Origin of the sequence: Paenibacillus sp. FSL R7-0333, from assembly GCF_038000365.1 — a bacterium.
GTDB classification, from domain to species: domain Bacteria; phylum Bacillota; class Bacilli; order Paenibacillales; family Paenibacillaceae; genus Paenibacillus_AQ; species Paenibacillus_AQ silagei.
Window position 1 is genome coordinate 3,110,562 of sequence record NZ_JBBOBZ010000001.1, and the last position, 22,768, is coordinate 3,133,329.

19 protein-coding genes and 1 pseudogene are annotated in these 22,768 nt (G+C 52.8%); 17 read left to right on the forward strand and 3 right to left on the reverse strand.

Going from position 1 to position 22,768, the window contains the following annotated elements; translation table 11 throughout:
• Positions 1-82 precede the first annotated feature (82 nt).
• The 6 genes from MKY86_RS12850 (at position 83) to MKY86_RS12875 (ending at position 7,447) form a co-directional block, all read left to right on the forward strand.
• Positions 83-1,981 carry a beta-glucoside-specific PTS transporter subunit IIABC gene (locus MKY86_RS12850; protein WP_076077633.1) on the forward strand — a complete coding sequence of 633 codons (1,899 nt, stop codon included), beginning with the start codon at positions 83-85 and terminating at the stop codon, positions 1,979-1,981.
• Between the two features lie 34 nt (positions 1,982-2,015).
• Positions 2,016-3,491 (forward strand): 6-phospho-beta-glucosidase, encoded by a 1,476-nt coding sequence (locus MKY86_RS12855; RefSeq protein WP_076077636.1) that lies wholly within the window; start codon positions 2,016-2,018, stop codon positions 3,489-3,491.
• A gap of 102 nt (positions 3,492-3,593) precedes the next feature.
• On the forward strand, positions 3,594-3,917 hold the full coding sequence (locus MKY86_RS12860; protein ID WP_076077639.1) for a hypothetical protein: 324 nt from the start codon (positions 3,594-3,596) through the stop codon (positions 3,915-3,917).
• 240 nt (positions 3,918-4,157) lie between these two features.
• Complete coding sequence (locus MKY86_RS12865) at positions 4,158-4,457, forward strand: heme biosynthesis protein HemY (protein ID WP_036729071.1); 300 nt, start codon at positions 4,158-4,160, stop codon at positions 4,455-4,457.
• A 320-nt stretch (positions 4,458-4,777) separates the two neighbouring features.
• A complete protein-coding gene (locus MKY86_RS12870; RefSeq protein ID WP_340826950.1) occupies positions 4,778-5,668 on the forward strand; it encodes an Rpn family recombination-promoting nuclease/putative transposase in 891 nt (296 codons plus the stop codon).
• A gap of 192 nt (positions 5,669-5,860) precedes the next feature.
• Positions 5,861-7,447: an ABC transporter substrate-binding protein gene (locus MKY86_RS12875; RefSeq protein ID WP_340826951.1), complete on the forward strand. Its 1,587-nt coding sequence runs from the start codon at positions 5,861-5,863 to the stop codon at positions 7,445-7,447.
• Positions 7,448-7,517: 70 nt separating this feature from the next.
• Here MKY86_RS12875 and MKY86_RS12880 read toward each other — a convergent pair whose 3' ends face one another.
• A complete protein-coding gene (locus MKY86_RS12880; protein ID WP_076077641.1) occupies positions 7,518-8,870 on the reverse strand; it encodes an FAD-binding oxidoreductase in 1,353 nt (450 codons plus the stop codon).
• 313 nt (positions 8,871-9,183) lie between these two features.
• Between MKY86_RS12880 and MKY86_RS12885 the strand changes: the two genes are divergently transcribed.
• Positions 9,184-10,425 carry a hypothetical protein gene (locus tag MKY86_RS12885; protein WP_076077644.1) on the forward strand — a complete coding sequence of 414 codons (1,242 nt, stop codon included), beginning with the start codon at positions 9,184-9,186 and terminating at the stop codon, positions 10,423-10,425.
• Between the two features lie 252 nt (positions 10,426-10,677).
• On the forward strand, positions 10,678-11,661 hold the full coding sequence (locus MKY86_RS12890; RefSeq protein ID WP_076077646.1) for a diaminopimelate dehydrogenase: 984 nt from the start codon (positions 10,678-10,680) through the stop codon (positions 11,659-11,661).
• 245 nt (positions 11,662-11,906) lie between these two features.
• On the opposite strand, the gene gdhA is transcribed toward MKY86_RS12890, so the two are convergent.
• The gene (gene gdhA / locus MKY86_RS12895; RefSeq protein ID WP_076078146.1) at positions 11,907-13,283 is read right to left on the reverse strand and encodes an NADP-specific glutamate dehydrogenase; all 1,377 of its coding nucleotides are present in this window, start codon (positions 13,281-13,283) and stop codon (positions 11,907-11,909) included.
• Between the two features lie 272 nt (positions 13,284-13,555).
• On the opposite strand from gdhA, the gene MKY86_RS12900 reads away from it, so the two are divergent.
• The 9 genes and pseudogenes from MKY86_RS12900 (at position 13,556) to mnhG (ending at position 21,377) form a co-directional block, all read left to right on the forward strand.
• Positions 13,556-14,218, forward strand: coding sequence for a DUF2625 family protein (locus MKY86_RS12900; RefSeq protein WP_076077649.1), 663 nt, complete (start codon positions 13,556-13,558; stop codon positions 14,216-14,218).
• 146 nt (positions 14,219-14,364) lie between these two features.
• Positions 14,365-14,640: a hypothetical protein gene (locus MKY86_RS12905; protein ID WP_076077651.1), complete on the forward strand. Its 276-nt coding sequence runs from the start codon at positions 14,365-14,367 to the stop codon at positions 14,638-14,640.
• 246 nt (positions 14,641-14,886) lie between these two features.
• A complete protein-coding gene (locus tag MKY86_RS12910) occupies positions 14,887-15,495 on the forward strand; it encodes a hypothetical protein (RefSeq protein WP_076077653.1) in 609 nt (202 codons plus the stop codon).
• A gap of 66 nt (positions 15,496-15,561) precedes the next feature.
• A pseudogene (locus MKY86_RS12915) lies at positions 15,562-18,427 on the forward strand (Na+/H+ antiporter subunit A).
• Positions 18,427-18,762 carry a Na(+)/H(+) antiporter subunit C gene (locus tag MKY86_RS12920; RefSeq protein ID WP_036729053.1) on the forward strand — a complete coding sequence of 112 codons (336 nt, stop codon included), beginning with the start codon at positions 18,427-18,429 and terminating at the stop codon, positions 18,760-18,762. The pseudogene MKY86_RS12915 and the gene MKY86_RS12920 overlap by 1 nt, the downstream one beginning before the upstream one ends.
• On the forward strand, positions 18,759-20,237 hold the full coding sequence (locus tag MKY86_RS12925) for a Na+/H+ antiporter subunit D (protein ID WP_076077658.1): 1,479 nt from the start codon (positions 18,759-18,761) through the stop codon (positions 20,235-20,237). The genes MKY86_RS12920 and MKY86_RS12925 overlap by 4 nt, the downstream gene beginning before the upstream one ends.
• 6 nt (positions 20,238-20,243) lie before the next feature.
• Positions 20,244-20,723: a Na+/H+ antiporter subunit E gene (locus MKY86_RS12930; RefSeq protein WP_076077660.1), complete on the forward strand. Its 480-nt coding sequence runs from the start codon at positions 20,244-20,246 to the stop codon at positions 20,721-20,723.
• Positions 20,720-21,013 (forward strand): Na(+)/H(+) antiporter subunit F1, encoded by a 294-nt coding sequence (locus MKY86_RS12935; protein WP_076077663.1) that lies wholly within the window; start codon positions 20,720-20,722, stop codon positions 21,011-21,013. The genes MKY86_RS12930 and MKY86_RS12935 overlap by 4 nt, the downstream gene beginning before the upstream one ends.
• Complete coding sequence (gene mnhG, locus MKY86_RS12940; protein ID WP_076077665.1) at positions 20,988-21,377, forward strand: monovalent cation/H(+) antiporter subunit G; 390 nt, start codon at positions 20,988-20,990, stop codon at positions 21,375-21,377. The genes MKY86_RS12935 and mnhG overlap by 26 nt, the downstream gene beginning before the upstream one ends.
• 67 nt (positions 21,378-21,444) lie before the next feature.
• Here mnhG and MKY86_RS12945 read toward each other — a convergent pair whose 3' ends face one another.
• On the reverse strand, positions 21,445-22,698 hold the full coding sequence (locus MKY86_RS12945) for an MFS transporter (protein ID WP_076077668.1): 1,254 nt from the start codon (positions 22,696-22,698) through the stop codon (positions 21,445-21,447).
• Positions 22,699-22,768: the final 70 nt, after the last annotated feature.

Here is a 22,768-nt window from a genome sequence, read left to right on the forward strand (position 1 = left end):
AGGCGAAACCAAATCAGGCAGGAAGCTGCCGGGATGGTTTCGCCTTTTGCTTATCATTCATCAGGAAACGGGAGGACTTACTATGAAATATGAGGCATTAGCCAAGGATATTATCAAGCATGTCGGCGGCAAGGAGAATATCAACGGACTCAGCCATTGCGTGACCCGTCTACGCTTCAAGCTGAAGAATGAGGCGGCGGCGAATACAGATGTGCTGAAGAATATGGACGGAATTGTAACCGTGATTCAGAGCGGCGGCCAGTATCAGGTCGTGATCGGCAATCATGTGTCTGAGGTCTATGCCCAGGTGATGACAGCGGGCGGATTACAGGAAGGCGGATCAGAGACAGCCTCCGGCGAGAAAATGGGTCTGTTCAACAGCTTCATCGACATGATCTCCGGCGTATTCTCGCCGACCCTGGGTGTACTGGCTGCGACCGGGATGATTAAGGGCTTCACCGCCCTGTTTCTAACTGTGGGACTCCTCACCAAGGAGTCGGGGACCTACCAGATTCTGAATGCGCTCGGGGATTGCCTGTTCTATTTCTTCCCGATCTTCCTGGGGTATACCTCGGCTAAGAAATTCGGAGCCAATATCTTTATCGGGATGGCGATAGGCGCTACGCTGGTGTACCCGTCCTTCGGCACGATCACGGCGGCGGGCGAACCGCTGTACACGCTTTTTAGCGGAACGATCTTTGAATCGCCTGTGTACATTACCTTTCTGGGGATTCCGGTCATCCTGATGTCCTATACCTCCAGCGTTATTCCGATCATCATCTCGACTTATATTGGCTCCAAGCTGGAAGCCTTCTTCCGAAAAGTAACGCCGAGCGTGGTGCGTACCTTCCTCGTCCCGTTCTTCACCCTTCTGGTCACCGTTCCGCTGGCGCTGATTGCCATCGGTCCGATCTCCACCTGGGCCGGACAGCTGCTGGGGCAGGGAACCTTGTTCCTCTACAACCTCAGTCCGGTTATTGAGGGGCTGCTGGTAGGCGCGTTCTGGCAGGTCTTCGTCATCTTCGGGCTGCACTGGGGTCTGGTGCCGATTGCCCTCAATAACATGGCTGTTCTGAAATCCGATCCGATTCTGGCGGCTTCCTTCGGCGCTTCGTTTGCCCAGACCGGTGCTGTGCTGGCGATTATGCTGCGCACCAAGAATGCCAAGCTGAAGTCATTGTCGATTCCGGCTATGATCTCAGGGATCTTCGGAGTTACGGAGCCTGCCATTTACGGAATTACGCTGCCGCGCAAGAAGCCGTTCATCTTAAGCTGTGTCGCGGCGGCGGTCGGCGGCGGTATCGTCGGTCTGATGGGCACCAAAGGCTATATTCTCGGCGGTCTGGGGATCTTCGGTATCCCAAGCTACATTAGTCCTGATGGGATGGATAAAGGCTTCTACGGCGCGATTGCCGCCATTGTAATCAGCTTCATTCTCGGGTTCATTCTTGTCTTCTTCTCCGGGTTCAAGGATGAGGAAGCGGTGGACAGCAAGAGCGGCGGGACTGCCCGGAGCGTTTTGGTGAAGCAGGAGACGGTGGGAAGTCCGCTGAAGGGCCAGATCAGAGCCTTGTCGGAGCTTACGGACGAAGCTTTTTCTACTGGCGCAATGGGCAAAGGTATAGCGATTGAACCGCTGGAAGGCAAGGTGTACTCTCCCGTTGACGGGGTATTGACCACCTTATTCGCCTCCGGCCATGCGATTGGCATTACCAGTGATAACGGGGTCGATATTCTGATTCATGTCGGGAAGGACACGGTCAAATTGAAGGGCAAACACTTCACCCCCCGGGCCAAGCAAGGCGATACCGTCACCAAAGGCCAGCTGCTCATGGAGTTCGACGTTGCCGCGATCAGAGAGGCGGGCTATACGCTGACTACGCCTGTGATCATCTCCAATTCCGGTGAGTATCTCGACGTTATTGAGACGGACCAGAAGAGTGTCGATTACCGGGAGAATCTGCTGACTGTCATGATCTAAACGGTATCCTATTTCAATCTAAGGAGGAACGAATATGAATAAGAACGTGAATGTAAGTGTGAACAACAGAAGTTTTCCGGCAAATTTCCTGTGGGGCGGGGCAACGGCTGCGAATCAGCTCGAAGGCGGGTTCGATGCGGGAGGCAAGGGGTTAAGCACAGCAGATGTCATGACCGCGGGAACGCATACGGTCTCCCGGAGAATTACTCCGGTGCTGGAAGCCGGGGCTAATTATCCGAGTCATGAAGCGGTTGATTTCTATCACCGGTACGAAGAGGATATCGCGCTGTTCGCCGAGATGGGCTTCAAGGTGTTCCGCATGTCCATCGCCTGGTCGCGAATCTTCCCGAACGGGGATGATGCCATGCCAAGTGAAGAAGGGCTGCAGTTCTATGACCGGGTGTTTGCCGAGCTGGCCAAGCACGGGATCGAACCGCTGGTGACGATCTCGCATTATGAAGCACCTTACCATCTGGCTGAAGCTTATAACGGATGGGCGGACCGCAGAACGATCGATTTCTACATCCGTTACTGCGAGGTGATCTTTAACCGCTACAAGCACAGCGTGAAGTATTGGCTGACCTTCAATGAGATCAACATCCTCACGATGCCGTTCGGGACATTCATGGCCGGGGCGATGAAGCCGGAGGGAAATGCCGAGCTGACGGCATCCGCGCAAACTGACAATGAGCAGCTAAGATACCAAGCGCTTCATCACCAGTTCATCGCCAGTGCCAGAGCCGTGAAGCTGGGACATGAGATTCATAAGGATTTTCAGATCGGCTGTATGATTGCCTACATGTGCTCTTACCCGCTGACCTGTAATCCCGAGGATGTACTGCTGGCCCAGCAAAAGGATAATCTGAGTAATTTCCTCTGCTCCGATGTTCAGGTGAGAGGCACTTATCCGGGCTTCGCGCTGCGATACTTCCAGGAGAAGCAGATTGAGCTGCAGATGGAGGCAGGTGACGGGCAGATACTTAAGGAAGGCTGTGTGGACTTCTACACCTTCAGCTACTATTCGTCCACCTGCGTGAGTGCAGCCCCGGATCAGGAGTCGGTTGGCGGCAATATGTCGCTGGGTCTGAAGAACCCGTATTTGCAGGCAAGCGCCTGGGAATGGCAGATTGACCCGCAAGGCCTGCGGTGGTCCCTGAATAATATCTACAACCGTTACGGACTGCCGATGATGGTGGTGGAGAACGGGCTTGGCGCAGTAGATACCGTAGAAGCAGACGGTTCAATCAAGGATAATTACCGGATCGACTATCTGCGGGAGCATGTCCGGGCGATGGGTGAGGCGCTGGCTGACGGCGTGGATTTGATCGGATACACCTCTTGGGGCTGCATCGATCTGGTCAGTGCAGGCACCGGAGAGATGAAGAAGCGCTACGGCTTCATCTATGTGGATAAGGATAACGAAGGCAAGGGTACTCTGGACCGGTCCCGCAAAGACAGCTTTTTCTGGTATCAACGGGTAATCGCCAGTAACGGAGCTGAGCTGGAGTAATCCGCGTCTGCCGTCAGCTCACTTTTACAAATATCTGTCTGCTGTTTCAGTCTGTCATCCCTACGGTATATGATTATTAACAACCATCAAAGGGGATTTCCTATGATCATAAAAGGGATCGAGAACATGGACGGCGGCAATATAATGAGCCAGATTCAGCAAGGAGGCAAATTCGTGATCTACACGTATTGCTTCTCTGTTGTCCTGATGACGTTCAGACGTAGCTCGGGCATCTATTTCATCAAGGCGGGCGAGGGCTCCGTCAAAAAAGGCTTGAAGTACACCCTGCTGACCTTCTTTGTGGGCTGGTGGGGGATTCCTTGGGGACCGATCTATTCCATCGGCGCGTTCATCACCAACTTCAAGGGCGGCAAGGATGTCACGAATGAAGTGTTAGCCGCCCTGTCGAACCAGAACGCTTCATAATAGAAGTACACATATGAGAAGCTGTCCCGCAAGCCGTGAAATATGGCTGATTGGGGCAGCTTTTTATTTCCCGCTGAAACGGTACTGTCCTTTAAAAGGACGGCAAAGCCGTTTCCACTTGGCTGAAGTGGTGATCTATAGTCTGCTCACTGGAGTAACCACTTAATTATCTATAGCACCTTATAATATGTTATAATGAATTTCTGATTTCATACTAAGTAGAATAGAGGTCGCCAGAGGATGAAAGTAAAAATTAACCGCAATGCAGCTAAGGTTCTAAAAGATATGCTGAACAGCCCGGAAGCGGAAGGCAAGAAAATCCGCGTGGTCATCACCCAGAATCACGGAGATCACGGACACTATGATGTAGCGCTGGATACACCTACTGAGCACGATGAAGTGGTTGCTACAGATAAGGATATCGAGATTCTGCTGGATACGCGCGAACCGCTGCTCGACGGCGTCTGGATTCAGTATTTCTATGTGCCACAGGAAGGCTTCTTCATCACCAATCCGTCTACCGGATTCCTGGAGAAATAAGCATCAGATCACTATCATCTGTGTTGCCTTAGGGGCGGCGCTGTCTGAATCAGCCGGGCGAGGCTGATTTGGACGGTGCCGTCTTTTTGTTGTTAGATTTTAGGGAGATCTTGCACGAAGTGCAACCATGCTGCTCCATACAAGCGTGGTTAAAACAAAAAACACTTAGATAGGGATTTTCTTCTATTGAGGTGGAGGTTTGAGAATGAAAGCATGACGCTATGGAGCACGGTTAGCACATATAAATGAGAATGTATGTTCCTTTTATCATATACAATCACTGAATTATGGAATATAATTACATTCAAGAAGTCCGACATTTGACACGGGAGGCGATAGAGATTTCTATACCGCATGATGAGGCTTTTAAAAAGCTGCTGGAAACTTTTTATCAGGAATTCATTGATTTGTTCTTTCCTGAGCTGGGCGATATGCTCGACTATAGTGAGACCCGGTTTCTGATGCAGGAATTGCTGGTGGATATTGTCGGCGAGGAGGCGCGGGAGCTGGATCTGCTGCTGGAGACTCGCTACAAAGGGCTGGACGGTTACATTCTAATTCACTTGGAGCCGCAATCGTACAAGGATCATGAATTTCGTGACCGGATGTTTATTTATTTCAGCCGCCTGTTTGAGCGATACCGTAAAGATCACAAACTCATTATCCCTATTGCGATCTTTACCTCGGATGAGGTCAGGGAGGAACAGGACACGCTAGAGATGTCCATCCCGGAACACAACATTCTGCGCTTCCAGTTTCTTAAGGTGGAGCTGCGTAAGCAGAACTGGCGGCGGTTCATCGATTCAGATAATGCTGTGGCTGCTGCGTTATTGGCGAAGATGGGGTATACTACAAGAGAAGCGAGAGAAGTGCGCCGGGAATTCTTGCGGATGTTCATGAAGCTGAGAGCGCGGCTGGATCAGGGCCGATTGGCACTGATCATGTCCGTGGCGGATCTGTACTTTAAGCCGGACCGAGTACAGGATGAGGAGATTCTAAGAGAATTAATAGATCACTATCCGGAGGAGGGGGAAGCCATTATGGAACTAATGCCAGCTTGGAAGCGTTGGGGTTATGAAGAGGGCATAGCGGAAGGTATGGAGAAAGGCCAGGCGGAGATTATCCGTAAGCTGCTGCTCAACGGATTCACTCCCGAGGCGGTATCCAAAGCCGTTGATTTGCCGCTGGATGAGATTAAGAAGCTGATGTGAATACAGACCTGGGCGGATGTTGCCCGGGGTCTTTTTATGATAGGCTCTTTTACAGGAATATTATGTTATCCCGCCCTAAAAGTCGTTGCAAAAGTATGCAATATCGTTGAATGCCTATATTAGCGAGGCGCAGATTTTTTATTATACTGTTCTTGTAAGCGATTACACACATATAGCTGGGGGGAAATTCTAGTGAATAAGAAAAAAGCAATGACACTGATGTCCAGTATCCTGATGATCTCTCTGCTTAGCGCGTGCGGAGGCGGCAACGGCAATGCCGGAGGGAACGCAGCGGAGCCGAAGGCCTCAGCCGCAGCAACGGAAGCTGCCGGAACCAATCAGCCCGCCGCAGATTCCGGCACTGTGGATACATCCCAGCCTGTTACCTTGAAGATGATCTTCGTAGGTCCGAAGCCGGTTGATTACAATCAGGTATTTGGAGAGATCAATAAGAAGCTCAAGGAGAAAATAAACACTACACTGGAAGCCGAATTCCTGGACTGGTCCGACTGGGCGCAGAAATATCCGCTTAAGCTGGCGGCTAACGAGGACTTCGATCTGATCTATGCCGCCAACTGGGCAGGCTATAACGACCAGGCACTCAAGGGCGGGTTCCTGGAGCTGACGAACGAGCTGCTGGAGAAATATGCTCCGATGACCTGGAAGGCGATGCCTGAGGTAGCCTGGGGTCAGGCGAAGGTGAACGGCAAGCTGTATATGGTGCCTCAGAACCGCGGTGAAACCGTGGAGAAGCTGATTCTGTACCGCGAAGACCTGCGCAAAAAATATAATCTGCCGGAGATCAACAGCCCTGAGGCGTACGCCAACTATCTCAAGACTATATCCGGTAAAGAGAAGGGGGTTACCCCGTTCGTACCGGAGACCGGAGACTGGAAGCTGCATAATCTGGACCGGATCCTGCTCAAGCAGCAGAACGAATGGAATCTGTTCGACCTCGATCTGCCGATGGGCTTCAAGCTGGATGATCCGGCCGGCAAGGTATTCAACTTATATGAGACTCCTGAATTCAAGGAGCTTGTCTACTATTATAAAGATCTGGCCGAGAATAATGCCTGGTCGAAGAGCGCACTGAACAGCAAGCTGGATCATCAGCAGGAATTCAAGGCCGGCAAGGCAGCTTCCATCACCCACAATCTGGGTACGCTTGGCGCCTTGATGACCGATATGCGGGAGAAGAACTCCCCGTATGAGCTGGCTCTGGCCGATATTAACCCGGATAAGAAAAAATCCGTTGCCGTCTCTACGCAGAACGGCGTAGCGATTCACTCCACCTCCAAGCAGCCGGAACGTGCACTGATGATGATTGATCTGCTCCAGAACGATAAGGAACTGCATGATCTGATCATGAACGGCATTAGTGCTGTACACTATAATCCGGTCGGCGAAGATAAATTCACGAACGCCGAGAAGAATGCCAACTACACCGGCTTCTCCAACTGGGGCTTCAACTCCCCGCTGAACCGCGATAATGCTTCCTTCCCGGATGAAGCGAACGCCCTGACTGACAAATGGGAGAAGGAGGTCTATCACTATCCGCTGGAGACCTTCGTCTTCGACAACAGCAAGGTGAAGACCGAAGTGGCCAATGTCGGCAATGTGATGCTGCAATACGGCATTCCGTTGGAATACGGAACTGTGAAGGATGTAGACGCGGGTCTGGCCAAGCTCCAGCAGCAGGTTAAGGCAGCCGGTATCGACACCATCATCGCAGAGGTTCAGCGTCAGATTGATGAATTCCTGGCGAATTCAGCCCAATAAGCCAAGCATAGTATAGCTTCAAAAAAACGAGCAGGGTTGGCAAACGCCTCCTGCTCGTTTTTATTCGAACTCAGCTCTTGATGCGGGCTGGCGGGATACTCTGCGGATTGTTGAACACATTCCCGGGATCATATTTCGCCTTGACTCTGCGTAATCTGGCATAGTTCGTTCCATAATAGACCGGGCCGGAATGCTTGATGCCCTGGTCAGGCACGTTGATGTAGCTTCCCACGATGAACGGCTGCAGCTTGCGGCGGGTGTTGCGGACGTAGAATATATTTTTGGCGGCATCCGATTTCTTGATCCATGAACTGTTCCACTCCACGTAGAATTTGGCCTTTCGCCAGTAGAAGGCAGTAGATTTAGGAGATTTACGGCTTACAGCCCCACCCCAGTTGAGGAAAAAGAACCCGGCGTCTTTCCCCTCCACCTTCTTCAGGAACTCACGCATCGGCTTAAATGCTTGATCCGGGAACGGTTTCCTGCCGAAGGCGCTGGAGAACTGGTTGCTGAAGCGCTGAGTCTGTACCGGATCGGGAGCTAACAAGAAGCTGACCACTTGCGGATAAGGCAGGGAACGGATCGTTTGGATCGTAGGGGTTCCTACACTTGTAATGGGCTTCAAGAGGCGGACAGCCTCAGCCTTAGATCCGAGGAATAGTCCCAGCATGCTGACATTTCCGCCTTTTTTGGGACCGATGGATAATTCGCTGCCCAGTCTGGTGTTCACGGCGGGAGCCCAGCGCTGCCAGGTCTTAAGGACCTTCTCGAACTGGACCCAGGGCCAGGTGATGCGGAATACCGTTGCTGTGGCAGGAGCCGGGCGTACTTTGAATTTGTAACGGGTGCACACGCCGAAGTTGCCGCCGCCGCCGCCACGGGAAGCCCAGAGCAGATCGGCATTCCTTTTCTTATTTGCAATAATAATTCTGCCCTTGGCATCGACCATTTCAAGCTCCCCCAGATTATCGCTGACGAGCCCAAGGGTACGCTGAAGCGGGCCGATGCCGCCGCCCAGTGTAATGCCGCCGATTCCCACGGTAGGACTGTCCCCGAAAGGCGCCATATACCCCTTCCGGGCAAGCGTATGGGCGATTCTCCCCACTGTGTTTCCGGCTCCGACGACGGCTGTCCCCGTTTTTTTATTTAGCTTGATGCTGTTCATTTCACTGACATCAATGACGATTCCGCCGTTCACCTGGGACAGATTGACCTCCAGCGCATGTCTGCCGCCTCTGGGCCGGATGGGAATCCCACGCTCGTTGGCCCATTTGATAGCATTGGCTACATCCTGAGTCTTCTGGGCGAACACGAATACTTTGGGGAATCGGTCGGTATGCGGGTCCCAATTTTTGCGCGCGGCCTCATAACCCGGATCACCTTTGTAGATGACGCGTCCGGTAAGCTTCGTTGCTGAGTTCACTGGTTTCCAGCTCCTTTTGAGCTAATATTGGCATACATGGAAATGACTTTGACTAGGTTAATGTATGCGGGGATTTAGTCTATGGAGTGGGCTATAATGCGGGCTATTAATGAGAATTTCACACGAACGCTATCTCTCTACTTCTTGCTGTAACGGCACAATACTAGTACAAGGACGGTACAGGCGTTTCTATTTGTCTATTGCCCGACAGCAGGAGTTAGTTATTGCTAGAATGTACAGGTTGTTGTTAAACACATTACATACATTAATCTGAAGGGGTGGATTAAATCTAGCAATTTGAGGAGGAATAAGTATGGCGATTTTATCGACAGGTCCCATTGAGAATAGTCCTGCCGGCGGGGTCAGACCCACTCAACTGGTAACGATCAAATTCGATAACCGGGACTCGCTAATCTCTTCGGTGATTCTGGTAGAAGGCTATGTCTTGAACGGAACCCGGACGCTGTATGCGCAAGATGAATTTTCCATCGCTCCAAATGAAGTGATCACGAAGAACTACTTCGCCAATCTGAATGCATTTGAGTTTATTTTCACCGTTGAGGATGCCGCTTCTGAAGTGATTCAAATCTCAGCATGGGGCAAAAATTCGGCAGGGCAGCTGGTTACAGCTCACCGCCTGGTATCCTCTGAAGTGCTGGCGCCCGCAGGAACACCGGTTTTTGAATGGGGTGAAACGATCTTTTGGGCGGACTCGGCAGCTCCTGGGCCTGGCAACGGTTCTCCGTTTGCCCCATTCAATTCCCTTCAGGCGGCCATTGATGCCGCAGTCAACAGCCCGTTGGCCGTGAGCATCGGTATGAGAGCGCGGTGTATTGTGCTTATTGCGGCGAATTCGATTTTTGATGAAGATGTAGTCATCCCGCCGGCCAGGCACATTCAATTGCTTGGTCTGGGTCCTTGGGTGCTGGGCAATGCGGATCTGGCCAATTTCGCTTCCTCCACTCCCCGTAATGTAACCATTCAGACCAGTCAGGCTGCCGAGGACGTATATCTCATACAAGGACCTGCTTTTGATGCGCGTCCGGTCACTGTAATCGGCACGTTTGATGACGGGACATCGGTAAGCACGCATACGAATTATACGGACGGAGCCATTATCAGCGGCAATGTCACCTTCCAGAATGTGGCGGTCGGAGACCCGTTTACAACGATTGAATTTCAGCTGCTGAATGCCCGGGTGGTTGGCGATATCATCCAGTCTGGACATATGGGGAACTTGAACACTTACCTGTACCATAGCCGGATCAATACAATGGTGCATAATGGGCTTAATATTCAGCGTATGGTGGACAGCCAATCCGACGGGGTCATTAATGTCCGGGGGTATTCCCACATTACTAACACAACTATTAATGCTGCGGTTACAGTAACGCTTGCTTTGTCAGATGTGCCGCCAACCGGAATTTTCAGCAGCCAGTTCGCCACGATTACCTGGACCGGTCCGCTCACGCTGGATACATCGTCCAACTATTATTTTGTAAACAGCGGTTCAACGTTAATAGGCACCAAAACCGTGCTTTTCAGCGTAGCTTAGGATTTCCTGTATCACATGTTGTGTTCCTTGCCACCGGGCTGCCCTCCGTCTGCTTGGATCAGCATTCTGTTAAGGCCCGGTGTGCATGCTCATTTGCCTGATTGCGGGCTTCGTGAAGCAGCAGCGGCTGTTTTCCATAAATAACTGTGGTTTATAACACTTTAATTATTTACATTTCGTGTAATGTATATATACTTAACTTTTGAAGGATTCATATCTCCGGGTTAACCGGCAAGGGAGGATATTACAGACATGACATCAACCATTAGAGTAGGCATCGTCGGATACGGAAATTTGGGTAAAGGGGTACAACAGGCCATTGAGCAGAACTCCGATATGGAGCTGGTAGCCATATTCACCCGCAGAGATCCGCAGCAGCTGGCAGACATCACAGGAACGCGCACCGAGCACATCTCAGCCGCCGAGCAGTACATAGGCAAGATTGATGTAATGATTCTGTGCGGCGGTTCCGCAACAGATCTGCCGGAGCAGACTCCGCAGCTGGCCCGGTTATTCAATACGGTGGACAGCTTTGACACTCATGCCAAAATCCCTGATTTCTTCGCTGCGGTGGACAAGTCTGCCCGCGAAGGCGGCAGCGTAAGTGTGATCTCCACCGGCTGGGACCCGGGCATGTTCTCTATGAACCGGCTGCTGATGCAGTCCATCCTGCCGGTAGGCGAAGATTATACGTTCTGGGGTACAGGAGTCAGCCAGGGGCATTCGGATGCGATCCGCCGGGTTCCCGGTGTCAAGGCAGGCGTGCAATATACCGTGCCAGTCCAGGAGGTTATTGACAGCATTCGCGGAGGCGAGACCCCGCAGCTGTCCACCCGCGAGAAGCACCGCCGGGAATGCTACGTAGTGGCTGAAGCAGGAGCTGACCGCGATGCCATTACCCGGACGATTGTGGAGATGCCGAACTATTTCGCCGATTACGACACAACGGTTCAATTCATTACGGACGAGGAGCTTGCTGCTGAGCATTCAGGGATGCCGCATGGCGGCTTCGTCATCCGCAGCGGAGTGACCGGAGGCGGAAGCAAGCAGATCGCCGAATTCGGGCTGAAGCTGGACAGCAACCCGGAATTCACCGCCAGCGTCCTGGCCGCCTATGCCCGCGCTGCTGTGCGTCTGAAGCAGGAAGGCCAGACAGGAGCTAAGACGGTATTCGACATTCCGCTCGGCCACCTGTCCCCAAGATCGGCTGAAGAACTGCGGCGCGAGTTGCTGTAGGCTACAATGAGCGGGATAAATCCCGTTGGTGAGGTCGAGTACGGCAGAGGGAGAGTAATGAGGAGCACAAGTGCACCTGAATTTGCCTGAAGTCAGCTATAGGAGCGAATGAGGAGCATTAGTGCACCTGAATCCGCCGGGTGCGAGCTTAAATGATCAGTTACCTATGCCTCAACCTAAAAAGAGGTGTCCCCAGCCAAATGGCTTAAGGACACCTCTTCTTGTATCAATTAGTCTATAACAGGTTACACGATACCCTGCGCCAGCATGGTATCGGCAACCTTCAGGAACCCGGCGATGTTGGCGCCGGCAACCAGGTTACCGGCGACGCCGTAATCCTCTGCTGCCTGAACGGTGCTGCTGTAGATATTTTTCATAATGACTTGCAGCTTCTCGTCCACCTCTTCGAAGGTCCAGGACAGACGCATGCTGTTCTGGCTCATCTCCAGGCCCGAGACCGCTACGCCGCCGGCATTGGCGGCCTTGGCTGGAGCAAACAGCACCTGGTTCTCCAGGAACAGCTCCACCGCTTGGAGAGTGGTCGGCATATTGGCACCTTCACCGATGGCCTTAACTCCGTTCAGAATCAGCGTCCGGGCGGATTCCAAATCCAGCTCGTTCTGCGTGGCACACGGCAGAGCGATGTCGCAAGGCAGGCTCCAGATTCCGCTACAGCCCTCAACATACACGGCATGCGGGTGCTCCTTCACATATTCGCTGATGCGCAGGCGCTCTGTTTCCTTCAGTCTTTTGACGGTAGCCAGATTGATGCCCTGAGGATCATGAATGTAACCGTTCGAATCACTGCAGGCAATTACGTGGGCTCCCAGCTGTTGAGCTTTCTCGATAGCATAGATGGAGACATTCCCGGAACCGGAGATGACCACCTTGCTGTCCTTGAAGCTTGCTCCGTTCGATGACAGCATCTCTTGCACGAAGTATACACAGCCATAGCCGGTAGCTTCCTTACGTGCCAGACTGCCGCCATAGAGCAGCCCTTTTCCGGTAAGAACACCGGCAGCATGCCCGCCGTGAATCCGTTTGTATTGGCCGAACATATAGCCGATCTCGCGCGCGCCTACACCGATATCCCCTGCAGGAACATCTGTATCCTGTCCAATGTGGCGGTACAATTCTGTCATGAAGCTCTGGGTGAAGCGCATAACCTCTTGATCCGATTTATCCTTGGGATCGAAGTCGCTGCCGCCCTTGCCGCCGCCCATGGGCAGGCCGGTCAGCGAGTTTTTGAAAATCTGCTCGAAGCCCAGGAACTTGATAATCCCGAGGTAGACCGAAGGATGGAAGCGCAGGCCGCCTTTGTAGGGACCGATGGCACTGTTGAATTGAATGCGGAAGCCGCGGTTAACCTGGGTATTACCGGCATCGTCCACCCAAGGGACACGGAAGGAGATGCTGCGCTCAGGCTCAACCAGCCGCTCGAGAATCCCGTGCTTCATATACTGCGGGTGGCGGGTCAGAACGGGGGTGATACTCTCCAGGAATTCCTGGACAGCCTGGTGAAATTCCGGCTCATGCGGGTCGCGCTTCTGGACCTCTGCATAGATCCGCTGCACGTATTGCACAGCCTCATTTGATACTTCTGACGTTAGTGTAGGAACGATGGACACTTTGGCAAGCACTCCCTGTCTGATTGTAATTCGGGCTATCCCGTATTAATTAGAATTTAAAAGAATTCTATAAAACCTGACATCAATTTGCCAATCAATTATTTTTGGCATAGTCATTAAGAAATTCTATGAACCTCACATAATATGCCAGCTATATGCGGCGGAATGTTAATAAACCTCTGGTCAATTCAGGATTGCAGTTCCCACTGAATAGGGTATATATAAATATTGGAAACAGCATAAAGCATTGAGAGAGGCGGAAGCATATGCACTTATTATCTGTAGCAGAATTGGTAGATGTGGAGAACCACGCTTGGGAAGAGATCAGGGAGCTGCTGAGTCAGGGATCGCGCACCTACCGGCTGGAGGCGGCAGAAGCGGAACACGCGGTACAGACGCTGGTCCGCTTGCAGGTCAGCACGAAATCCTATCTGGGAGCGATAGCCTACGAGACAGGAGGAATCGTGTTCGAGCATGGATGGCTTACCTTGCTCGGCGCTGGAGCAGATGGCATCTTCGGCAGCCTGGCTTCCTGGAACGGTCTGGGTGATGCAGAGGACACAGTCCCGCTGCCGGGAATACTAATTGTGGCCTATGATGCGGCCGGCGGCTTCTTCGGCCTGGATACGGGGCGGTTCGGGCAGACGGGTCATATCTATTATTATGCTCCCGATGCTCAGGAATGGGAGACGACAGAATTAACCTATTCGGGCTTCATCGGCTGGCTGGCAGAAGGGGACCTGGATCTGTTCTACGAAACATTCCGCTGGGAGGGTTGGGAAGAGGAGGTCCAGCAGCTTGAGCCGGGCCAAGTGATGGGCTATTACCCGCCGCTGTGGACGAAAGAAGGCAGCGGTTCTGCCAGCAGCAAAGCGCCGGTCTCTATTCTGGAGGCCTGGCATTTAGCGAAAAGTGTGGGCACGGAATGAAGAAAAGTAAGGCGGGCAGAGAAAGGCTTAAGATCGTCACGATTGCGGAAGAACCGCTCGAATTCATTCCATATGTCACTGCGGCACGCGGCAGCCAAGGGATTGTATAAGAATGGCTACCAATATACAGGGGAGAGATTCTGGGGTTGCCGAAGGAGGTGGAGGCGCTGATTGTAGCCTCTGACCTTCAAGGAATGGCTCTTCATGACAACGGCGAATACGGAGACTCCCTGGTGGGTGAGAAGCTTCCGGAGACGCTGGAGCATCTGCTTCAGCTCCATCTGCCGGACGTCGATCAGGCTAAGGTGCTGATATGTTTATGCGTGGATTTATACGGAGATACTGCCGTAAGAGGTTCAAGCGGCGACCCGCTCCCGGTATGGAGGGCCTTCCGCAGCAGGGAACTGCACCCAGGTGCTTAACACGGACGGAAGGGTACTAATATTCACCTCCGCCATCCTTAATTGAAGCGGCAGCCGCCGGGAACAAATGCTTCTGTTTTGTCCAAGTCTTGTCCGTAAACTTTACAAACAGCATCGGAATAGATATAATTTAGGTATAACTTTCAGGGTTTGAAACAACAGAAAGGGGCCTAACGCCATTAGGCTCCTTTTGTATTTCCGGCCCATGTTAACAGGAGGGCGAAAGTCATTCACAAGGAAAAGATTATGGTATGTGTTCATTACGGCCCGCATGGCGAGCGTTTGATCCGGCGTGGAGTCCAGTTATCCGAGTTGATCGGGGCACCGCTGTATGTGCTCAATGTGGATAGTTCAGACAGTGATGAATATAATCAAAGCAAAGAAATGTATATGGCGGTCTGGAAGCGTCTGGCTGAAGAAGCCGGTGCTGAATTCATGGTGCGCAAGCGCCGCGGCCGCAAGACAACGGATGTGATCGTTGAAGCGGCAGAAGAACATGAAGTCACTCAGGTTATCATCGGGCAATCGGCCCAGACCTTATGGCAGGAGCTGACTAAACGCAACTTCGTTAATGAACTGATCAGCAAGATGAAGATGATGGATCTGCATGTAGTTGCAGTTCAGCGTATGCGCGCCGGTCTTGAAGAGACCCATGAAGAAGGGGTAACCGCTTATTTGGTGAAGAACGAGGGAATGTATCAGCTCAGCGATGAGCCGGAAGGTACAGACTTCATTAAAGGGAAATACTTCCACGAATTGCACACCGAGTTTGAGAATGGCTTGTTCAAAATTGAGCAAGATGGTAAAGCAAGATATTTGCATATCTGTGAAGGGAACTTGGCCGATCCGCTATAACCGGTCTTGTTGTCAGGAAGTAAGTACCAGTGTTCACAACCTATACCACTGAAGGGAAAAGGAGGCTTGCCTTTGCTGCATATAACCGTTCTTGTTCCGTTTCTTATGGCCCTGATGATAGCGCTTCTACGCGGGAGGGTACGCAAGCTCCATAGAGGATGGCTTGTACTGGCCGCACCGCTGATGTTATTTATCTACTTCTTTACCCGTATTCCGGTCATCAAGGGAGGGGATCTCGGATATGAGACATTGTCATGGATTCCTTCCCTTGGGATTGATCTGGTCTTCCATCTGGATGGATTAAGCCTGCTGTTCGCCTTGTTAATCACGGGAATGGGCACCCTGGTCTTTATCTATTCCATCTTTTATCTGGACAAACGCAAGGAAGAGCTGACTCCATTCTATGTGTATCTGCTGCTGTTCATGGGAGCTATGCTGGGAGTCGTCCTATCCGATAACCTGATGGTGTTATACGGATTCTGGGAGCTTACGAGTGTCTCATCCTTCCTTCTGATTGCCTACTGGCACCGGAGACAGAAATCACGCTACGGCGCGCAAAAGTCGATGCTGATCACTGTCTTCGGCGGTCTGGCGATGTTCGCAGGCTTCCTGATGCTGTATGTGATGACAGGTACCTTCAGCATCCGCGAGATCTGGAGCCAGGTGGGCGACATCAGCGGACAAACGCTGTTCATCCCCGCAATGCTGCTTATTCTGCTGGGTGCCTTCACCAAATCGGCCCAGTTTCCGTTCCACATCTGGCTGCCTGATGCAATGGAAGCACCGACTCCGGTCAGTGCGTATCTGCATTCAGCAACCATGGTCAAAGCCGGTTTATATCTGGTAGCACGGTTCAGCCCGGTGTTTGCGGGGCAACATGAGTGGTTTTGGATAGTGTCGGGCGTCGGCCTGATCACCTTGATCTATGGATCGATCCAGGCGATGAAGCAGACGGACCTGAAGGCTCTGTTAGCTTATTCTACAATCAGCCAGCTCGGTCTGATTATGGGATTACTCGGCATGGGATCGGCAGCTTCCTTCTATACAGGGGAACAGGCTGTATTCTATACCGCCGCAACAACGGCAGCACTCTTTCATTTAATTAATCATGCCATATTCAAAGGTTCGCTCTTCATGGTGGTCGGAATTGTCGACCATGAGACGAATACCCGTGATCTGCGCAAGCTGGGGGGGGCTGGTGTCTCTGATGCCGGTAACCTTCACATTAGCGCTGATCGGCAGCTTCTCAATGGCGGGTCTTCCGCCGTTTGCCGGATTCCTGAGCAAGGAAATGTTCTTCACGGCTGTGCTGAATATCAGACAGCTGGATATCTTCAGCCCCGGGGCCTTCTTTACCATATTCCCGGTGCTGGCGTGGATTGCAAGCATATTTACCTTTGCATACAGCATGATTATGGTCTTCCATACCTTCTTCGGGAAATATCAGCCGGAGAAGCTGGACAAAAAACCGCATGAAGCGCCCTTCGGCCTTCTGCTTCCGCCAGTAATTCTGGCACTGCTGGCCGTGATCACCGGCTTCTTCCCGAACATACTGTCGGGGACACTGATCGTGCCGGGGATGAATGCCATTCATCCGGAGCTTGCAGCCAGCTCGCCTTTTTACGTCAACATCTATTTCTGGCACGGGTTCACCGCCGAGGTCTGGATGACGCTGGGCGTGATCCTTCTCGGGATTATCGTATACCGCGTATATGGCCGGTTCAGCCTTGTGGATAAGGAATGGCGCAGCGGCCTCACGCTGACACAGGTATATGACGGGAGTATCCGGCTCGTGGAGGGACTGTCCCGTGCGGTGACAGGACTATACATGACCGGTTCGATGCGTCATTATCTGATGTATATTTTCACCCTGATTATCGCTGTAGTAGGCGGTACTATGCTTTATTCGGAGGGCATTACGTTTGGCCAGGGGAGCTACGCTCCGGTCACCTTCTTTGAAGTTGTTGCCGTACTGGTCCTGCTGACCGGTGCGCTCGCCGTACCATTTGCGAAGTCCAGAGTCTCGGCGATTCTGCTTACCGGAATGGTCGGTTACATGGTGACGCTATTGTTCATCCTGTTCCGCGCACCCGATCTGGCCCTCACCCAGATGATTGTTGAGGTGGTCTCGGTCACGCTGTTCCTGCTCTGCTTCCGGCATCTGCCAAAGCTGAAGCGGGAGAAGGTCAAGCTGCGGGTCAAAGTGCCGAGGCTGATCATCGCCTTAGGCTTCGGGATCACGATGACGCTGGTGGCGCTGGCCGCGCTAGGCAGCAGTCCGTTCGAGTCTATCTCAACCTACTATGTGGAGAATAGTTACAAGCTTGGCGGCGGCAAGAACATTGTCAATGTGCTGCTGGTGGACTTCCGCGGCTTCGATACCATGTTCGAAATTACGGTGCTGGGGCTGGCGTCGCTGGCCATCTACTCGATGATCAAGCTGCAGCTGGAGCAGGATCATACACCTGTTCTAAACAGAAACAAACCGGAGTCCAGCACGCGCCGCTATACCCGCAGCAATGATGTATTGCTGCAATCTGTGGCAAAGGTAGCCTTCGTGATCATCATCACTTTCTCCCTGTATCTGTTCTTCGCGGGTCATAATCAGCCGGGCGGCGGCTTTATCGGAGCCTTGATGGCTGCTGCGGCGCTGGTGCTGATCGCGATTGCCTTCGGTACGGAGTTTGTGGAGAAGGTGCTGCCCGTCGATTACCGCAAGTTAATCGCAGTCGGGATTATGATCGCTTTTCTCACCGGAATCGGTTCCTTTGTCTTCGATGCTCCGTTCCTGACCCAGGCCTTCGGTTACTTTGAACTGCCGGTCATGGGCAAGACGGAGCTAACCACGGCGATGCTGTTCGATCTGGGAGTCTACCTCTCGGTGATTGGTGTCACGATGAATATTATCTTTACGATCGGGAGGGATAACTAATGGAGATCCTTATTGCCCTGGCGATCGGTGTCTTGTTTACCGTAGGTGTCTATCTGGTCCTGTCCAAAAGTCTGCTCCGCATCCTGCTCGGGACGACGCTGCTGACTCACGGCGTTCATCTGCTGCTGCTGACGATGGCGGGCCTGAAGACGGGCGCTTCACCTCTGCTTGGCGAGAAGGCGGACAGTTATGTCGATCCGCTGCCGCAGGCGCTTATCCTGACTTCCATTGTAATCAGCTTTGGGGTATCCGCGTTCTTCATCGTTCTGGCCTACCGGGCTTACCGCTCGGCGGGGACGGATGATGTGGAAGGAAGCAAGGGGGAGAGACCATGAACAACCTGCTGGTACTGCCTTTGCTGATCCCGGCCTTTACGGCGGTCATCCTGATTTTTCTCAAGGAACGAATTAAGCTGCAGCGTATCCTCAGTGCCATCAGTGTGCTGGTGAACATCGCAGTAGCGCTTATCATTATATACCAGGTCCATACCGATGGGATTCAGACGCTGTATATGGGAGGCTGGATTCCGCCTTACGGCATCGTCTTCGTAGCTGATATGTTCGCAGCGCTGCTTGTCTTGACAGCTGCGGTGGTAGGGGCAGCTTGCCTGTTCTTCTCTTTTGCAAGCATCGGTGAGGAGCGGGAGCGGTTCTACTACTATACATTCTTCCATTTCCTGCTCACCGGTGTGTTCGGCTCGTTCCTGACGGGTGACCTGTTCAACCTGTTTGTCTGCTTCGAGGTGCTGCTGGTTGCTTCCTACGCCATGATTGTTCTGGGTGGAACCCGGATACAGCTGCGCGAGACGCTCAAGTATATCCTTGTCAACGTAATTTCCTCCACCTTGTTCGTAGCGGCGATTGCTTATCTGTACGCGGCGACAGGCACGCTTAATATGGCTCATCTGGCCATCCGTGTGGGAGAGGCCGGGCAGGGTGGAGTCATGAATGTGATTGCCGTGCTTCTGCTGCTGGTGTTCTCACTCAAAGCAGGCCTGCTGCTGTTCTTCTGGCTGCCGGATTCGTACAGTGCTCCTCCGCAGGCGGTAAGGGCATTGTTCGGCGCACTGCTTACCAAGGTGGGGCTGTATGCCATCACCAGAACGTTCTCGCTAATTTTTGTCCATGATATGGGCCTGACCCATTCGCTGATCGGCTGGATGGCAGGGGCCACTATGATTCTTGGAGCCATAGGGGCACTCGCCTATAATGATCTAAGCCGGATCTTCAATTATAATATTGTCATCAGTGTCGGCTTCATCGCCTTCGGCATCTCCGTGGCTACCCAGGATTCGCTGAGCGGGGTCGTATTCTATCTGATGCACGATATGGTTGCCAAGGCACTGCTGTTCTTCCTGGGCGGGCTGATTGTCGCAGCTTCGGGGACGGAGCAGCTGAGGCTGATGGGCGGTCTGATCCGCCGGTATCCATGGACGGGCTGGATGTTCTTCGTCCTGACGCTGGCGCTGGTCGGCGTTCCTCCGCTTAGCGGTTTTGCCGGGAAGGTCATGATGGTCCGCAGCGGCTTCGGGGAGCAGCATACCGCGCTTGCGCTTATCGCTCTGGCTTCCAGCTTCGTCGTCTTGTATTCGCTGATCAAAGTCTTCCAGCAGGTATTCTGGGGAGGCGAGAAGAGCGATGAAGAAATTCGTCCTCTGCGCTACAAAGCTATGATGGTACCGGCTGCGGCGTTGTTTGTGCTCGTCATCCTGATGGGTATCGGCGCCGAGTGGGTGAACGGCTATGTGGGGCAGGCAGGCGCAGTCCTCGCTGATCCGGCAGCGTACATTAATGCTGTCATGAAGGAGTAGATGAAGATGGCCTTTCAAATATTGTTGAATCTCATGATCGCCTTCCTGTGGATGTTCCTGAATAATGACTGGACGGCCTCCGGCTTCATCGTCGGCTATGTGCTGGGGGTGGCCGTACTCGTGGTCATGCGGCGCTTCTTCGACGGACGGCTGTACCTGGGTAAAATATGGGCGATTCTGAAGCTGGTGGCCTTGCTGCTGCGGGAGCTGGTGGCCTCCAGTTATGTAGTGGTGAAGGCGGTTCTTCGCCCGAATCTCAATATCCGCCCGGCTATCCTGATGTACCATACGGAGCTGGAATCGGACTGGGAGGTGGCGGTGCTGATTACTATGCTCTGCCTTACGCCGGGTTCCGTCGTGCTGGAGGTGTCCAAAGACAACCGGACCTTATACATTCATGCCATGGACATACAGGATGTGAAGCAGTTCGATGCGAATATCCGTAATACCTTTGAACGCGCGATTCTGGAGGTGACCCGTTCATGATTCAATCGATTCTCATGGTGGCGCTGTCGATCATGGTCATCTCCATTGCTATCTGTGCCTGGAGGCTGGTCAAGGGGCCGTCACTGCCTGACCGGGTAGCCGCACTCGATACCATCGGTATCAATCTGCTGGCGATGGTCGCCGTCCTCTCGGTCCTGTTCAAGACGGAAGCCTTTATAGAATATATTCTGCTGATTGGCATCCTCTCTTTTATCGGGACGATGGCCTTGGCCAGATATATCGAAAGGGGGGTGGTGTTTGAACATGGACCTGATCAAGACGGTCATTGAGTATGTGTTTGTCCTGCTGATTCTGACCGGAGCCTTGCTTAGCGCAGTCAGCTCTGTAGGTCTGATCCGCTTGCCCGATGTCTACCTAAGATCACATGCCGCCGCCAAAAGTGCTACGCTCGGTGTGCTCTGTGTACTCAGCGGCGCATTCCTCTATTTCGCCTTCTTCCTCGATTTCATCAGTGCGAAGCTGCTGCTCGGAATCGTGTTCGTATTCATGACTTCTCCGCTCTCCGCTCATCTGACCGGGCGGGCGGCCTACCGCTCCGGTGTTCCGCTCTGGAGCCGCCGCGTCCAGGATGATCTCAAGGAGGCGCTGGAGAAGGAGCAGGAACAGGTGAAGACCGATTCATCCTCATCATAGATTAGTATAAAAGCACAAACAGGGATGCTCAACGGCCGTAATGGGTCCGAGGGGCATCCCTGTTTGCTTACTGCTGAGCTTGCTGCGGAACAGTGTCTTTGTAAGCCGTCCGTCTGCGGTACAGGTGCAGCAGCAGATACGAGGCGACGAACGCTGCAGTTACCAGCCACAGCGGAATTCGCGGGTCGAGCTTGTATGCCCAGCCTCCGATAATGCCCGCAGGTGCGGTGAATACCAGGATCAGGACTGACAGCATGGAGAAGACCTTGGCCCGCTTCTCATCATCAATGGCGTTCTGCACGGCTGCCTCCAGATAAGGAGAGCTGATCATCAGGCCTACGGCAGCCAGAATGGTGCTCAGCCCGATCCAGACAAAGCTCGCTGATGGGTATAGAACCAGCATGGCATTCGACAGAGCAGATAAGCCGAAGCCTGCCATCATGGCACGGCTTGCGCTCTGATCCGGGATTCTGGGCATCAAGAGCCACAGGGTCAGCAGCATGATGACAGAGGATACCGCCGGGAACATAGACAGGATGCCGCTGTCCAGATGGATGTAATCTGCCAGATACAGGTACAGGTAGGTGCTTTTCAGCGTAGCCTGGAAGTTGAACAGAATGTATACGCCGAAGATCAGCAGCAGATTGCGCTCAGCCCCCAGATCACGGAAGGCGCCGCCGTATTCAATCATACTCTCTCTAAGGCCGAGCTCCCGGGTCTCTTGCCTTTTGCGGATACCGGCCTCGGTCTCCCTGGTGGTTAGATGACGGCCCACGAACTGGAAGGTCATGAAGAGGAAGGCCAGCACGTACATGATCCTCATGCCCGTGACCATGCCATACTGGTGGACAAGCAGACCGCCCAGCGGTGCGAACAGGCCTCCGATCACCCCGATGATCTGCAGCAGTGTGAATACATAGGTCCGGTCAGCGGGACGGGTATCTTCAACAATCAGGCAGTAAAAGGCGATATGCGGCACACGCTGGAAGCCGTTAATCACTGCAGCTGCGGCGAAAAACCACAGGTTCTGTGAGAAGGCCCATAACAAGGTGGCAAGGCTCCAGCTAAGCAGGTCAAAATACAGAATAGCCCGCTTGCGTCCTAGCCGGTCCGTCAAATAACCGCTGAGCAAAGAGGAGAATACCTGTACGATGAGTCCGATGGTCGTTATCCACCCGATGTTCACCTCGGTCAATCCAAGCTCATACATGTACAGGGTGGCATAAGTAGAGAACATGCTGTAGGGAATCAGGAAAAAAGGCTCAAAGGTCAAGCAGCCCCGGCTGTTTCCCTCCAGCCGCGGAAAGAAAGGTTTTGCCATGATGAAATCCTCCAGGGAACCGTTTCAGGTCAGGTTATTTTCCATAATGGAATAGATGCTTTCTATATTG

Bases quoted from the DNA above. Each gene is read 5' to 3' on its own strand.
- MKY86_RS12930 (WP_076077660.1), top strand. From the start codon at position 20,244: ATGGCCTTTCAAATATTGTTGAATCTCATGATCGCCTTCCTGTGGATG.
- mnhG (WP_076077665.1), top strand. From the start codon at position 20,988: ATGGACCTGATCAAGACGGTCATTGAGTATGTGTTTGTCCTGCTGATT.
- MKY86_RS12925 (WP_076077658.1), top strand. From the start codon at position 18,759: ATGAACAACCTGCTGGTACTGCCTTTGCTGATCCCGGCCTTTACGGCG.
- MKY86_RS12935 (WP_076077663.1), top strand. From the start codon at position 20,720: ATGATTCAATCGATTCTCATGGTGGCGCTGTCGATCATGGTCATCTCC.
- MKY86_RS12890 (WP_076077646.1), top strand. From the start codon at position 10,678: ATGACATCAACCATTAGAGTAGGCATCGTCGGATACGGAAATTTGGGT.
- MKY86_RS12920 (WP_036729053.1), top strand. From the start codon at position 18,427: ATGGAGATCCTTATTGCCCTGGCGATCGGTGTCTTGTTTACCGTAGGT.
- MKY86_RS12910 (WP_076077653.1), top strand. From the start codon at position 14,887: ATGGTATGTGTTCATTACGGCCCGCATGGCGAGCGTTTGATCCGGCGT.
- MKY86_RS12900 (WP_076077649.1), top strand. From the start codon at position 13,556: ATGCACTTATTATCTGTAGCAGAATTGGTAGATGTGGAGAACCACGCT.
- MKY86_RS12885 (WP_076077644.1), top strand. From the start codon at position 9,184: ATGGCGATTTTATCGACAGGTCCCATTGAGAATAGTCCTGCCGGCGGG.
- MKY86_RS12860 (WP_076077639.1), top strand. From the start codon at position 3,594: ATGATCATAAAAGGGATCGAGAACATGGACGGCGGCAATATAATGAGC.
- MKY86_RS12850 (WP_076077633.1), top strand. From the start codon at position 83: ATGAAATATGAGGCATTAGCCAAGGATATTATCAAGCATGTCGGCGGC.
- MKY86_RS12945 (WP_076077668.1), bottom strand. From the start codon at position 22,698: ATGGCAAAACCTTTCTTTCCGCGGCTGGAGGGAAACAGCCGGGGCTGC.
- MKY86_RS12855 (WP_076077636.1), top strand. From the start codon at position 2,016: ATGAATAAGAACGTGAATGTAAGTGTGAACAACAGAAGTTTTCCGGCA.
- MKY86_RS12865 (WP_036729071.1), top strand. From the start codon at position 4,158: ATGAAAGTAAAAATTAACCGCAATGCAGCTAAGGTTCTAAAAGATATG.